Source organism: Embleya sp. NPDC025285, from assembly GCF_055558835.1.
In genome coordinates this window covers 1-13,939 of sequence record NZ_JBVHLU010000169.1, presented here as the reverse complement: position 1 = coordinate 13,939, position 13,939 = coordinate 1, and the positions used below count along the sequence as shown (strand labels likewise).

At 70.9% G+C, this 13,939-nt stretch carries 6 protein-coding genes; 5 read left to right on the top strand and 1 reads right to left on the bottom strand.

What is annotated here, in order from left to right:
• The coding region (locus tag ACZ4FV_RS49405) for an amino acid adenylation domain-containing protein (protein WP_465327869.1) at nt 1-7,918 on the bottom strand (7,918 nt) is incomplete at its 3' end.
• A gap of 664 nt (nt 7,919-8,582) precedes the next feature.
• On the opposite strand from ACZ4FV_RS49405, the gene ACZ4FV_RS49400 reads away from it, so the two are divergent.
• The 5 genes from ACZ4FV_RS49400 (at nt 8,583) to ACZ4FV_RS49380 (ending at nt 13,796) form a co-directional block, all read left to right on the top strand.
• Nucleotides 8,583-9,275, top strand: a complete 693-nt coding sequence (locus ACZ4FV_RS49400) for an alpha/beta fold hydrolase (protein ID WP_465327867.1) — start codon at nt 8,583-8,585, stop codon at nt 9,273-9,275.
• 17 nt (nt 9,276-9,292) lie between these two features.
• The gene (locus ACZ4FV_RS49395; RefSeq protein WP_402230296.1) at nt 9,293-11,227 is read left to right on the top strand and encodes an ABC transporter ATP-binding protein; all 1,935 of its coding nucleotides are present in this window, start codon (nt 9,293-9,295) and stop codon (nt 11,225-11,227) included.
• A 187-nt stretch (nt 11,228-11,414) separates the two neighbouring features.
• On the top strand, nt 11,415-11,840 hold the full coding sequence (locus ACZ4FV_RS49390; RefSeq protein ID WP_395867992.1) for a GntR family transcriptional regulator: 426 nt from the start codon (nt 11,415-11,417) through the stop codon (nt 11,838-11,840).
• A gap of 4 nt (nt 11,841-11,844) precedes the next feature.
• Nucleotides 11,845-12,759, top strand: a complete 915-nt coding sequence (locus ACZ4FV_RS49385; protein ID WP_465327865.1) for an ABC transporter ATP-binding protein — start codon at nt 11,845-11,847, stop codon at nt 12,757-12,759.
• Complete coding sequence (locus tag ACZ4FV_RS49380) at nt 12,756-13,796, top strand: ABC-2 transporter permease (RefSeq protein ID WP_395867996.1); 1,041 nt, start codon at nt 12,756-12,758, stop codon at nt 13,794-13,796. The genes ACZ4FV_RS49385 and ACZ4FV_RS49380 overlap by 4 nt, the downstream gene beginning before the upstream one ends.
• The last annotated feature ends 143 nt before the right edge of the window (nt 13,797-13,939 follow it).

The window sequence follows — 13,939 nt, the reverse complement described above, 5'->3', positions numbered from 1 at the left end:
ACACCACCGCCACCGCACCCGGCGACGCCACCACCCGAGCCTCGAACAACCCCACAACCGAAACCGAATCCCGATCCACAGCGGTGTCGTTCCACCCCACCAACACCCGAGACCGCTCATCGTCGGTGAGCACATCGACCGCGGCGAGCCGAGTGTCCGGCGCAGCGGCGACCGTCCGCAGTACCCGGACCAGCCGCTCGGCGATCTCCGCCACCGAGTCCGCGTCGAACAGATCGGCGGCGCCGGTCAGACCCCCCGAAAGACCGATCGCGCGACCACGCTCGTCCACGATCTCCGCGAGGCTCAGTTCCAGGTCGAACTTCGACGCCGGCTTGATTCCCGAGACCGTCTCGACGTCCAGACCGTCGAGCTCCAACCCGGCCCGACCGGCGTTCTGCAGCGTCAACATCACCTGGAACAGCGGATGCCGCGCCAACGACCGCGCCGGCGCCAACTCCTCCACCAACCGCTCGAACGGCACATCCTGATTCCCGAACGCCGCCAGGCCCGTCTCGCGAACGCGGCCCAGCACGTCCCGGAAGGCCGGATCGCCGGACAGGTCGGTGCGCAACACGAGCGTGTTGACGAAACACCCGACCAGCTCGTCCAGCCCTTCGTCCGTCCTCCCCGCCACGGCCGACCCGATCGGGATATCCGTCCCGGCACCCAACCGCGACAACAACACCGCCAACGCCGCCTGAAGCACCATGAACACCGTGACGCCTTCGGACCGCGCCAACTCGACCAATCGGCCGTGTAGTTCGCTCGAAACCTCGACTGGGACGCTGTGGCCGGCGCGGCTCGCCACCGCCGGACGCGGGCGGTCGACCGGCAGTTCGAGCTCCTCCGGGACGCCCGCCAGTGCCTCGCGCCAGAAACCCACCTGTCGCGCAAGCACACTGTCCGGATTGTCGGCCGTGCCGAGCAACTCCCGCTGCCACAGCGCGTAGTCGGCGTACTGGGCCGGCAACGGCGCCGCCCACTCGGGCGCCCGTCCCGCGCGTCGGTCCGCGTAGGCCAGCGCGATGTCCCGGCCCAGGGGTCCCCAGGACCAGCCGTCTCCCGCGATGTGGTGGAGCACCACCACCAGGACGTGTTCGCGGGCGTTCACGGACAGCAGCCACACCCGGATCGGCGGCTCGGTCGTCAGGTCGAAGGTGCACGTCGCCATTCGGGCCACCTCGGCCACCACGTCGTCCGCCGCGACGTCGACGAAGGTCGGCTGCCATGCGACCTCGTCGGAGCCCGGAATCTCCTGGTACGGCTCGCCGTCCACGACGGTGAACACGGTGCGCAGCACCTCGTGCCGGGCGATCACGTCACGCAGCGCCGCGCGCAGGGCCGTACGGTCCGGGTCGCCCGTCAGGCGGGCGACCACCGGGATGTTGTAGGTCGGGTCGGGGCCGTCCAACTGGTCGAGGAACCACAGCCGTTGCTGGGCGTAGGAGAGCGGGATGCGCTCCGGGCGGCTCCGGGCGGCCAGGGCCGTTCGGGCCGGATCGGCGCCGGCGAGCGCGGTGGCGAGGCCCGCCGGGGTCGGTGTCTCGAACAGGGCTCGGACCTCGAGTTCCACGCCCAGCGCGGAGCGGGCCCGGGAGATGAGTCGGGTGGCCAGGAGCGAGTGGCCGCCCAGTTCGAAGAAGTTGTCGTCCACGCCCACCGCGTCCAGGCCGAGGATGTCGGCGAAGACGCCGCACAGGATTTCCTCCCGCGGGTTGGCGGGCCCGCGTCCGGTCGATTCGGCGGCACCGGGTTCCGGCGCAGGCAGCGCGTCGCGGTCGAGCTTGCCGTTGCCGGTGAGGGGCAGTGCGTCCAGGACGACCAGGGCCGAGGGAAGCATCTGCTCGGGCAGCCGTCGGGCCAGGAACGCCCGTACCGTGTCGACCGGTTCCTCGTCGTCGCGGTTCGCGTCGAGGACGAGGTAGGCGATCAGACGGGGGCCGCCCGGTGCGTCCTCACGGGCGATCACCGCGGCCTGGGCGACCAGGGGGTGGGTGAGGATGGTGGCCCGGATCTCGGCGGGTTCGATCCGGAAGCCTCTGATCTTGACCTGGTCGTCGGCCCGACCCGCGAAGGCGAGTCGTCCGTCCGGGGTCCAACGGGCTCGGTCGCCGGTGCGGTACATGCGCTCACCCGTGCCGAACGGGCAGGCCACGAAGCGCTCACCGGTCAGCCCGGGTCGGTTCGTGTAGCCGCGCGCGAGGCCGGCGCCGGCGATGTGGAGTTCGCCGGTCACCCCGATCGGCACCGGGTTCAGGGCGTCGTCGAGGACGTAGGCCCGGGTGTTGCCGATGGGGGTGCCGATCGGGACCACGCCGTGCTCGACCATCTCGGCGGTCAGCCGGGTGGTGGTGACGCCGATAGTGGTCTCGGTCGGCCCGTAGTGGTTGAACACGGCGCGGTCGCCGGCCGCGTGCAGCAGGTCGCGTACCCACGGCGCCGGGGCCGCCTCACCACCCAGGATCAGGGTGCGGGCGGGCAGTACGGCGGCCGGGCCGCCGCGTTCGGCGAGCGCGGCCAGGTGGGAGGGTACGGCCTTGACGTGATCGATCCGGTGTTCGGCCAGGTAGTCGGTCACGGCTTGGGGGTCGAGCACGGTGTCGGCGTCGAGGATGTGCAGGTGGCCGCCGCTGACCAGGGAGGTGAACACGGTCGTATTGCCCAGGTCGGTGACCTGGGACTGCAGCAGCGCGTAGCGGGCTCCCGGTGTGCCGAGGCCGATGCGTGCGGGCACCGAGGTCACGTAGTTGGCCAGCGCACCGTGGGTGACCGCGACGCCCTTGGGTGTGCCGGTCGAACCGGACGTGTAGATCACGTAGGCCAGTCCGGCCGGATCGAGCACCGGATCCGGTACGGGGTCCGCCGTGCCCGGGCCGGTGGTCAGGTCGTCCATCGAGACCATGCGCACCTTGCCTGCCGGGAGGTCGTCCAGGACCTCTTCGGTGGCGATCAGCAGCACGGCCCGGCTGTCCGTGAGCAGGAAGGCGATCCGGTCCACCGGTTGGCGGGCGTCGATCGGGACGTACGCGGCGCCGGCCTGCCACACGCCCAGGATCGCCGAGGTCATCGCGAGGCCCTGGGGCAGGCACAGGCCCACCACCGACTCCGGTCCGACGCCGGATCCGAGCAGGTATCGGGCCACCCGGTCGGCGTGCTCGCGCAGTTCGGCGTACGAGGTGTGCGTTTCGCCGCAGGTCACCGCCGGGGCGCCGGGGGTACGTGCCGCCTGGGCGCGGAAGAGTTGCGCGATGGTGTGGTGCGGGACGTGGAGCGTGGTGTCGTTCCACTCGGCCAGCACGCGGGTCCGCTCGGCCTGGTCGAGCAGGTTCACCCGGCCGGCCCGGATGTCGGGGGTTTCGGTCACCGCGCGCAGCACCCGGACCCAGCGCTCCGCGATGGTACGGGCCGAATCCGCGTCGAACAGGTCGACGGCGGCGGTCACCGACCCGGTGAGTCCGGCGGGTTGGGCCTGCTCGTCGAAGGTCTCGGCCACCATGACGTCGAGGTCGAACTTCACCCCGGGGCGTTCTTCCGGCAACAACTCGACGGTGACGTCGGGCAGTTCCAGAACCGTTTCGACGCTTTCCTGCATCGTCAGCACGACCTGGAAGAGCGGGTGTCGGGCCGTGGACCGGGTGGGGGCGAGTTCTTCGACGAGTCGCTCGAAGGGCACGTCCTGGTGGGCGAAGGCGCCCAGGGTGGTGCGTCGGACCCGGGCCAGCAGTTCGGTGAATTCGGGGTCGCCGGTGAGGTCGGTGCGCACGACGAGCGTGTTGACGAAGCAACCGATCAGGGGGTCCAGCGTCTCGTCGGTACGGCCGGCGACCGCCGAGCCGATCGGGATGTCCGTACCGGCGCCCAGACGGGACAGCAGCAGGGCCAGGGCCGCCTGGAGCACCATGTAGACGGTCACGCCCTCGGCCCGGGCCAGTTCCACCAGCGCGCGGTGCAGGTCCGCGGGCACGTCGAGCGGGACGCTGTGCCCGAGATGGCCGGCCACGGCGGGCCGGGTGCGGTCGGCGGGCAGGGCCAACTCCTCGGGGGCGCCGGCCAGGGCCGTGCGCCAGTGGTCGATCTGGGCCCGGATCGGGCTGTCCGGATCGTCCTCCGAGCCGAGGAACTCCCGCTGCCACAGCGCGTAGTCCGCGTACTGCACCGGCAACGGCGCCCAGTTCGGCGCCCGGTTCGCCCGCCGGGCCGTGTACGCGGTCGAGATGTCGCGGCCGAGCGGTCCCATCGACCAGCCGTCGGCGGCGATGTGGTGCACCACCACGACCAGCACGTACGCGCCGAGTCCGAGGGTGGAGGCGGGACCGGAATCGGAACCGGTCCGGGCCTCGGCTCCGGCGTCGGGAGTCTCACCATCGCCCGCGAACAGCCAGGCTCGAAACGGGGGTTCCACCGCGAGGTCGAACGCGTGCGTCGCCGCGCGTTGTACGGCCGAGGCAAGCTCGTCCTCCGGGAGGTGAATCGTCGACAGGCTCCACCCCACCTCGTCCGTCGGCAGGATCCGCTGGTACGGACGGCCGTCCTCGGCCGGAAGCACCGTGCGCAGCACCTCGTGCCGCTCCAGCACGTCGCGCAGCGCGGCGGACAGCGCCGCCGGGTCCGGATCTCCGGACAGCCGCAGGATGATCGGTGCGTTGTAGGTGGTGCCGCGCCCTTCCAACTGGGCCAGGAACCAGAGTCGTTGTTGTGCGAAGGACAGCGGGATCCGGCCGGGGCGAGGCCGCGCGGCGAGCACGGGCCGGTTCCGGGTCGAGCCGGTGATCGTGCCGGACAGGTGGGCGGCGAGGCCGGCGGGGGTGGAGGTGCGGAACAGCTCGCGCATCTCCAGGTCGACGCCCAGCAGTGCGCGGACGCGGGAGATCAGTCGGGCGGCGAGCAGCGAGTGGCCGCCGAGTTCGAAGAAGTTGGCGTCCGGTCCCACCGCCGCCAGGTCCAGGACGTCGGCGAAGATCCCGCGGAGGATGTCCTCTTCCGGGGTGGTCGACCTGTCGACGGCCGTGTGCCGGCGCGGGTCGGGCAGCGCGCTTCGGTCGATCTTGCCGCTGACGGTCAGCGGGAACGCGGGCAGCGGCACGATCGCCGTGGGCACCATGTACTCCGGCAGTCGCTCGACCAGGTACCGGCGCAGCGCCTCGGCCGTGGCGCCGTCACCCCACACATCGAGGCCGGCGACCGTGTCGACGGCGCCGCCGTGGGCCTCGCCCGAGGACTCCGGGCCGACCACGTAGCCCAGCAGTCGCCGGTCGCCGGATTCGCTCTCCCGGGCGATCACCACGGCCTGGCCGACGAGGGGATGGGTCCGCAGTGCCGCCTCGATCTCGGCGGGCTCGATTCGGAAGCCTCTGATCTTGATCTGTTCGTCGACCCGCCCGGCGAAGGCGAGTTGCCCGTCGGGGGTCCGGCGCACCCGGTCTCCGGTGCGGTACATCCGCCCGCCGGCCCGGAACGGGTCGGCGACGAAGCGTTCGGCGGTCAGCCCCGGGCGGCGCAGGTAGCCCCGGGCCAGGCCGGCGCCGGCGACGTAGAGCTCGCCGGTGACCCCGATCGGGACCGGCGCGAGGCAGTGGTCGAGGACGTACACCCGGGAGTTGGTGATCGGCGTGCCGATGTCGGGGTCGGTGTCCGGGTGCAGGGGCCGGGACATGGTCGCGCAGACGGTGGTCTCGGTCGGCCCGTAGGCGTTGATCATGCGTCGGCCGGGTGCCCATCGGCTCGCCTGTTCGCGGCCGAGGGCCTCGCCGGCGGAGACCAGGGTGCGCAGGCAGGTCAGCTCTCGGGGGTCGAGGACGGGGAGCACCGCCGGGGGCAGCGTGGCGTGGGTGACGCGGTGTCGGGTGATCACGTCGGCGAGGCCGCCGCCGGGGAGCAGTTCCTTGGCCGGGGCGACCACCAGGGCCGCGCCGGTGCATAGCGCCATCACGATTTCCCAGGTCGCGGCGTCGAATCCGATGGAGGCGAATTGCAGGATCCGGCTGTCCGGGGTGACGTCGAGCCGGTCGACCTGGGCGGTGACCAGGGAGGCGATGCCGGCGTGGGTCAGGGCCACGCCCTTGGGTCTTCCGGTGGAGCCCGAGGTGTAGATCACGTAGGCGAGGTCGGCGAGCCGGGCGCGGGTGGGGATCGGGTCGGCGGGTCGGGCGTCGATCGCGGTGCGGACCGAGGGGTCGTCGAGGGCGACGGTGAGCAGGCCGCGGACGGGGAGGTCGTCGAGGAGGTCGTCGGAGCCGAGCAGGACCGAGGCGCGGCTGTCGGTGAGCATGTACGCGAGGCGTTCGAGTGGTTGGCGCGGGTCGACGGGCAGGTAGGCGGCGCCCGCCTTGAGTACGGCGGTCAGTGCGACGATCAGGTCGACGCCTCGGTCCAGGACCACCGCGACCACCGATTCGCGGCCCACCCCCAGTGCGGTCAGGTGGGCCGCCAGGCGGTTCGCGCGGGCGTCCAGTTCGGCGTAGTCGATCCGGTCGGTGTCGCAGAGCACGGCGGGGGCGTGCGGTGTGTGTTCGACCCGGGCGCGGAACATGTCGGTGGCGGTCAGGGCCGGTACCGGGGCGGTGGTGTCGTTGCCGCGGGTGGTGAGCGTGTGCCGCTCGTCCGGGTCGAGCAGGTCGATCCGGCCGATCGGGTCGGCGGGGTCGGCGGCGGCGATGCGGTGCAGCATGCGCAGGAAGCGGGTGGCGAGGTCGCCGGCCGTCTCGGGGTCGTGCTGGTCGAGGTTGACGTCGACGTCGATGTCCAGGCCGGTGTCGGCGGATCGGTCGTAGACGTTGAGCTGGCGGTCGACGATCGGGCCGTGTGAGAGGTTGCGGACGGTGGCGGGGCAGTCGCCGAAGCGCATCGAGTAGTCGAAGCTCATCACGTTCACGACCAGGCCGCACAGCGCGGCGCCGTCGACGCTGTTGAGGTCGCGGAGCATGTCCTCGTAGCGGTAGCGCTGGTGGCGCAGGCCGGAGAGCACGGCGGTGGAGGTCTGTGCGACGAGTTCACCGACGGTGGTTCGCGGGTCCAGTCGCAGTGGCAGCGGCATCACGTTGGAGGTCATGCCGGGGATGGCGAGTGCGCGACGCCCGGTTCGGCCCAGGACGGGAATGCCCAGGATCACGTCGCGCGCGCCGGTGCCGCGGTGTTGGTGCGCGGCGGCGGCGGCGATGACCAGTGCGGGGAGGTTGGTGCGCAGCCGGGCCGCGGCGGCCTTGAGTCGGGTGGTGTCGTGCGGGTCGACCGCGGCGCTGTGCCGGGTCTGCGCGCTGGGCAGGCTGCGCGCGTACCGGGTGTCCGGGGACGAGGTCTCGGCGGGGCCCGAGAGCGTGTCGTGCCAGTACCGCCGGTCCCGTTCGAAGTGTGCCGAGGCGCGGTAGGCGCGGTCGGCGTCGATCAGCACCGAGACCGATTCCAGGGGCGGTTCGTCGGGGGTGCGGCCGGCCAGCAGCGCGGTGTAGACGCGGGCGACCCGGTCGGCGATCAGCGACCCCGCGTGGCCGTCCATCACGAGGTGGTGGGCGCGTTGGTACCACAACACCCGGCCGGGCGCCAGGGTGAGCACGACGGAGGTGAACAGGCGGTCGGTGCAGGGGTCGAGCCTGCGGGCCAGGTCGCGGCGCATCCAGTTTTCGGCGGCGGCTCGCGGGTCGGCTTCGGCGCCGACGTCGACCACGCGCACGGGGTGCTCGTCCGCCGGGTCCGGGTATTGGCGGGGTGCGCCGTCGAGGGTGCGAAAGCGGAGCCGGTGGGTCTCGGCCTGGTCGAGCACGCGGCGTACGGCGCTCACGAACAGGTCCACGTCCACGTCGCCGTGGATTTCCAGGTATTCGCCGACGTTGTAGACCGTGTGCTCCGGCGCCACCTGGTGCGCGTACCATACGCCCAGTTGACCGGCCGTCAGTTCCCAAAGCCCAGGCGCGGTTGCGGCCATTCGCTCTCCCCCAGGTGATGTCGGCGGCCGCGACCGGGAGAAGGTCGGTACTTCTCCATAGAGATCCGTGATGACCGGCCGAGACGAGTGTGGTCCGCGGCGTGTGCCGATTCGGGAATCCGTCGTCGGTTTCACCCGTGCGTCGACGGTATTCTCGGCCGGATCCGACTCGACCGGATTCGCTGCCGCCCTTCCGGTCGAGGGCGTCCGGCCTTGCCGGGGCGGCTTTTTCGGGATTCTCCTCGCTTCCGGCCGTCATCCTCATCAGCGTGCTCGGGGGATGTCAACCGGCCGATCGGGGGCGGGCGTTCGGCGGATCGGGCGCCGCTCGTTCAACTGCGGCGGCGCCACGGTTGAACACCCGCGGGCCCCGCTCGCGGGCGTCGTCCCAGGTGGTCGCGTTGAGCCCGGCGGCCTGCCGATGACATGGTGAATCGCGGCGGGATCGCGGCGAGCCGGTCGCCTCGGCGCCCGCTACGGTCGGGGCGCGGACGCTCGGGCCGGCGTGGCCCGGGGGCGGCATCCCGTTCCCGACGGCGAATGGAACTCATCGACCATGCCTTTCCTGCACGCCAATGGCATCCGTCTTTCCTACGAGCGCTCGGGTCGCGGGGAAAGTGTTCTTCTCATCATGGGTTCGGGCGCCGCGGGTCGGGTCTGGACCATGCATCAGACACCCGCGCTGCATCGGGCCGGATTCGAGACGGTCGTCTTCGACAATCGGGGAATCGCGCCCTCGGATGCTCCGCCGGGGAAATATTCGCTCGAGGACATGGTGGCCGATACCAAAGGTCTGATCGACGCGTTGGATCTGGCTCCCTGTCGCCTGGTCGGGCTTTCCCTGGGTGCTTTGATCGCACAGGAACTCGCGCTGCACCACCCGGAGTCGGTGCGCAGTGCGGTGCTCATCGCCACGCGGGCCCGTTCGGACGCCCTCCGGCGGGCGCAGACCCTCGCGGAGCGGGCGGTGGATCAGGACGGTGTCCGCCTGCCGCCCGCCTATCGCGCGTTGAACACGGCGATCCAGATGTTGTCGCCGACCACGTTGAACGACGACGACTCGGCCGCGACGTGGCTGGAGATCTTCGAGTTGTCCGGCGACGCGGATTCCACCGGTGGCCAGGCCTGGGTGGACCTGGACGTGGATCGGCGTGCGGAGTTGGGCCGGATCACCGTGCCGTGTCGGGTGGTGGCGTTCGCCGACGATCTGATCTCGCCCGTGCATCTGGCCGCAGAGGTGGCCGACGCCATCCCGGACTGCGACCTGGTCACGATCCCCCACGCGGGCCATCTGGGCCACCTGGAACGTCCCGAGGAGGTCAACTCGGTGATCGTCGAGTTCCTCGAAAAGTACTGAGAGGAAGTTCCGTGAGCATGATGGCCGCCCCGGGCATGGGGCCGACGCTGCGCCTGGACGATTCGATCACCCGGCAGCGGGTCTCGCCGGGCACGGTCCGGCGCGTGCTCCCGTACGCGGGCCGCCATCGCCACTGGGTGGTGTTGGCGCTGGTGGCGACGATCGTGGACGCGGTCATCATGGCCGCGAGTCCGTTGATGTTGAAGACGGTCATCGACGACGGCATCCGGCCGGGCGACTTCTCCGTCGTGGTGTGGTTGTCCGTGACCATCGCGGTGTTGGCCGTGGTGGACGCGGGCGCGATCTACTGCCAGGCGTGGTTCTCCGGGCGGGTGGGCGAGGGGTTGGTCTACGAGCTGCGCACCGAGGTGTTCACGCACGTACAGCGGCAGCCGTTGGCGTTCTTCACCCGCACCCAGACCGGGTCCCTGGTCAGCCGGTTGAACACCGACATCATCGGTGCGCAGCAGGCGGTGACGACGTTGTTGACGCAGGCGGTGTCCACGTTCCTGACGGTCGGACTGGTGCTGGCCGCGATGTTCTACCTCTCGTGGCAGATCACCCTGGCCGCGCTGGTGCTGATCCCGATCTTCCTGGTGCCCGCGCGGTACTTCGGTCGGGCCATGCAACGACTGGCCCGGGAGGAGATGCAACTCGACGCCGAGATGGGCTCGATGATGAACGAGCGCTTCAACGTCTCGGGCGCAATGCTGGTCAAGCTGTACGGCCGCCCGGTGGAGGAGTCCGACGCGTTCGCGCGGCGGGCGGCCCGGGTGCGGGACATCGCGGTGGTCTCCAACGTGTACGCGCGGCTGTTCTTCATCCTGGCGACGTTGTTGACCGCGCTGACCACCGCGCTGGTCTACGGGTTCGGCGGGCGGCTGGCCATCGACGGCACCCTGGAGATCGGCGCGCTGGTGGCGATGGTCGCGCTGTTGTTGCGGTTGTACGGGCCGATCAATCAACTCTCCAGTATTCAGGCGAGTTTCATGACCGCGCTGGTGAGCTTCGACCGGGTCTTCGAGGTGTTGGACCTGCAACCGCTGATCGTGGAGCACCCGCGGGCGCACGACCTGCCCGCGGCGGGCGACGACGGCACGTCGGGCCTGGATCTGGAGTTCGACGACGTGTGGTTTCGCTATCCGAGCGCCGAGGAGGTCTCGTTGGCCTCGTTGGAGAGCACCGGCGCGCGGGTGCGGGAGTCGGCGCAGGACGACTGGACGTTGCGGGAGTTGAGCTTCACCGTGCCGCAGGGCGGGATGACCGCGCTGGTCGGCTCCTCGGGCGCGGGCAAGACCACGATCACCAATCTGGTACCGCGGCTGTACGACCCGGTTCGCGGCGCGGTCCGGGTGGGCGGGCACGACCTGCGCGAGCTGACCCTGACCTCGCTTCGGGACACGATCGGCGTGGTCACCCAGGACGCGCACCTGTTCCACGACACGATCCGGGCGAACCTGCTGTATGCCCGCCCGGAGGCGACCGAGGCCGAGGTGGTCGCCGCGTGCGAGGCGGCCCGGATCCAGGAGGTGATCGACGCGTTGCCCGAGGGCCTGGACACCGTGGTCGGTGACCGCGGCCACCGGCTCTCCGGCGGCGAGAAGCAACGGGTGGCGCTGGCGCGGCTGTTGCTGAAGTCGCCGCCGATCGTGGTGCTGGACGAGGCGACCGCGCACCTGGATTCGGAGTCCGAGGCGGCGATCCAGCAGGCGTTGGAGACCGCGCTCAAGGGCCGGACCTCGCTGGTGATCGCGCACCGCCTGTCCACGATCCGCGACGCCGACCAGATCCTGGTGGTGGACGCGGGTCGGATCGTGGAACGCGGCACGCACCACGGCCTGTTGGCGGCCGGCGGGATCTACGCCGACTTGTACCGCACGCAGTTCGCCGAGCGGAAGGACGTCCCGGATCCGGACCTGCTCCCGGAGACCTCCGCGCCGGGACCGGCCTGACCGCTACGCCCCTCTCCCCCGTCCCACCGCCCCGGTCCGCCCGGGAACGGCCGGGGTACGCCGCGATGTCGCGGCGTACCCCGGCCGTTTCGTCGTTTCGCCGGTGGGCGATCGTGTTCGAATCCGTGTGCGCCACGCCACACACAGTAGACTAAAGTGCTAGCATCCTAGTTAAAGCGGAGTGACCATGATCGACTTCCATTTGGACACCCGCTCCGGTGTATCCCCGTACCTGCAGTTGGTCCATCAGGTCCGACAGGCCCTGCGTCTGGGCATGTTGTCGGTCGACGACCAACTGCCGACGGTCAAGGAGGTCGTCTCCAAGCTCGCGATCAACCCCAACACCGTGCTCAAGGCCTATCGCGAGCTCGAACACGAGGGCCTGGTCTCGCCCAGGCCGGGCGTGGGCACCTTCGTCACCCGCACTCTCACCGACGGCTCGCTGGCGGCACACGAGAGCCTGCGCGAGGAGTTGCGGAGCTGGTTGGACCGGGCCCAGGAAGCGGGCCTGACCACGGACAGCATCGAGGCTCTGCTCATGACCACCTTCCGGACCACGCTGCGGTCCACCGAAGCAGCCCATACGGAAAACGTGCGAACACCAGAAAGGTGAGGCAATGACTCCGGTTCTGGAAACCGAGGGACTCGGCAAGCGCTACGGCCGGCACGACGCCCTGGCCGACTGCACGCTGAGTGTGCCCTCCGGACGCATCATCGGCCTGGTCGGCCCCAACGGGGCCGGCAAATCGACGCTGCTGGGTCTGACCTGCGGCCTGATCGCCCCGACCGCGGGCACCATCAGCGTGCTCGGCAACCGACCCGCCGCGAGCGCCGACCAGTTAGCCCGGGTCGGTTTCGTCGCGCAGGACACCCCGGTCTACCCGGGCCTGACGATCGCCGACCACCTGCGCATGGGGGCGCGGCTGAACCCGCGCTGGGATCGGCGGCTGGCCGAGGAGCGGATCCGCCAACTCGGCCTGGACCCGGCACAGAAGGCCGGCCGCCTCTCCGGCGGCCAGCGCGCCCAACTCGCGCTCACCATCGCCGCGGCCAAACGCCCCGAGTTGCTGATCTTCGACGAACCGGTGGCCGCCCTCGACCCGCTCGCGCGCCGCGCGTTCCTCCAGAACCTGATGGAGGTCGTGGTCGAGATCGACGTGAGCATCATCCTCTCCTCGCACCTGCTCTCCGACCTGGAGCGGGTCAGCGACTACCTGATCGTGCTCGCCGCCGGGCGCGTGCAACTCGCCGGGGAGGTGGACGAACTGCTGGCCAGCCACTACCGCTTGACCGGAGCACGCGGCGAACTCGACGCGCTGCCCGAGGCGATCGACGTGGTCACCGCCGAACACACCGCCCGCCAAAGCACCTTGGTGGTGCGGACCTCCGGCTCGGTGCCGCACCATGTCAGTGCCGCCGAGCATGTGGACCTGGAGGACATGGTCCTGGCCTACATGACCCAGGCCGCCGACAGCGCCGCGGGCCTGCCCGCGCCGCGCACCCGGATCCAGACCTCGGAGGCCCCACGATGATCTGGCTCACCTGGCGACAATTTCGCACCCAGGCCCTGATCGCGCTCGGCGCGCTGGCCGTGCTGGCGATCTACCTGGTCTTCCTCGGCCTGTCCATCCGCGACGACTACGACGCGCACATCGTCGGCTGCCAGGCGCTGAACACCTGCGCCACCGCGAAGGACGCCTTCGAATCCGACTACAAGGCGCAACTGACCCTCCTCGGGGCCCTGCTCATCGTCGTCCCCGCCGTCCTGGGCACCTTCTGGGGCGCGCCGCTGGTCACCCGCGAGCTGGAGAGCGGCACCCACCGACTCGTCTGGAACCAGAGCGTGACCCGTGCGCGTTGGCTCGCGGTCAAGCTCGCCGTGATCACCGTCGCCGCGCTGATCCTCACCGGAGTCTTCTCCGCCCTGCTGACCTGGGCGGCCCGCCCCTTCGACCGGCTCCAGGGCACCCGGTTCACCCCGCTCGTCTTCGACGCGCGCAACCTCGTGCCGCTCGGCTACGCCGTCTTCGCGTTCGTCCTGGGCACCACCATCGGCCTGCTGATCCGCCGCACGCTGCCGGCCATGGCCGTCACGCTGGTGCTCTTCGCCGTCGTGCAGGTGGTGATGCCGTACGTGCGGCCGCACATGCTCCCGGCGAAGGAGGCGGCGGTCGCGGTGAACGGCACCACGCTGCCCCGGGTGAGCAGCTTCATCCTGGACGGCGACGCCGGCGGACCGGACGAACGGGTCTCCACCGGCGCGACGCTGCGCATCGAGGACTACCGCATGCCCGGCGCGTGGGTGCTGACCGGATCCACCAAGATCCGCACCGCCGACGGCAAACCCGCCACCACCGGCCCCGAAGTGCAGAGCTGCCTGGAGCCCGCGAAGTCCGGGTTGGCCGAGTCCGGCGAGTGCCTGGCCGCGCAGAACCTGCACTTCGACGTGAAATACCAGCCCGCCGGCCGGTACTGGACCTTCCAGTGGGCCGAGACCGCGATCTTCCTCGGCGGCGCGCTGCTGCTCGCGGGCTTCGCGCTCTGGCGCATTCCCCGCAACCTCACCTGAGCCGGTACCCGATGGCCGGTCCGATCGTGCCGGCCACCGCCCCCGTTCCCTGCCCCGGACCCACGACAGGGAGGGCGGGGGGGGGGGGGGGGGGGGGGGGGGGGGGGGGGGGGGGGGGGGGGGGGGGGGGGGGGGGAGGAGGG